The sequence below is a fragment of the Tabrizicola sp. T74 genome, from assembly GCF_057219935.1.
This window is the reverse complement of sequence record NZ_JBXVVT010000021.1, coordinates 1-826: the sequence shown is the minus strand read 5'-3', so window position 1 is coordinate 826 and position 826 is coordinate 1. Positions and strand designations below refer to the sequence as shown.

1 protein-coding gene is annotated in these 826 nt (G+C 61.9%); it reads left to right on the top strand.

Going from position 1 to position 826, the window contains the following annotated elements; translation table 11 throughout:
* Nucleotides 1-33 precede the first annotated feature (33 nt).
* Nucleotides 34-803, top strand: a protein-coding gene (locus AC2EAL_RS21770; RefSeq protein WP_484726329.1) for an IS5 family transposase whose coding sequence is annotated in 2 segments (ribosomal slippage) — nt 34-370 and nt 370-803 — 771 coding nt in all. Because the reading frame shifts where the segments join, the coding sequence is not laid out codon by codon here.
* Nucleotides 804-826: the final 23 nt, after the last annotated feature.

Sequence of the window (826 nt, the reverse complement as noted above, 5' to 3'; positions counted from 1 at the left end):
GGCGTGATTCAGCCTCCGTAAGGAGACTGAGCGATGAGCAACCTTTTCTGGCTGACGGAGGCGCAGATGGCGCGGCTGCAGCCTTTCTTTCCCAAGAGCCACGGCAAGCCGCGCGTGGATGACCGGCGCGTGTTGAGCGGGATAATCTTCATCAATCGCAACGGGTTGCGATGGCGCGATGCGCCGAAGGAGTATGGCCCTCCTAAGACCCTCTACAACCGCTGGAAGCGGTGGAGTGACAAAGGGGTCTTCGCCCGGATGATGGATGGGTTGGCCGCCGAGGCCGCTGTTCCGAAGACGGTGATGATCGACGCGACCTACCTGAAGGCGCACCGCACGGCGACCAGCCTGCGTTCGAAAAAGGGGGGCCCGGCGACCAGCGAGGCCGTCTGATCGGCCGAACGAAAGGCGGCATGAACACCAAGCTGCATGCCGTCGCCGATGCCGATGGGCGACCGCTCCGCTTCTTCATGACCGCAGGCCAGGTCAGCGACTATACCGGTGCTGCGGCCCTGCTGGGCGGCTTGCCGAAGGCGGAGTGGTTGCTGGCTGATCGAGGCTATGACGCCGACTGGTTCAGAGAAGCGTTGAAAGACAAAGGCATAAAGCCATGCATCCCGGGCCGGAAGTCGCGTGGCAGGCCCGTGAAGCACGACAAGCGCCGCTACAAACGCCGCAACCGCATTGAGATTATGTTCGGGCGACTGAAGGACTGGCGACGTGTTGCTACCCGATACGACAGGTGCCACAAGGTCTTCCTCTCCGCCGTCGCTCTCGCTGCAACTGTCATGTTCTGGCTATGAAGCAAGAACGAGTCCTGACCCTA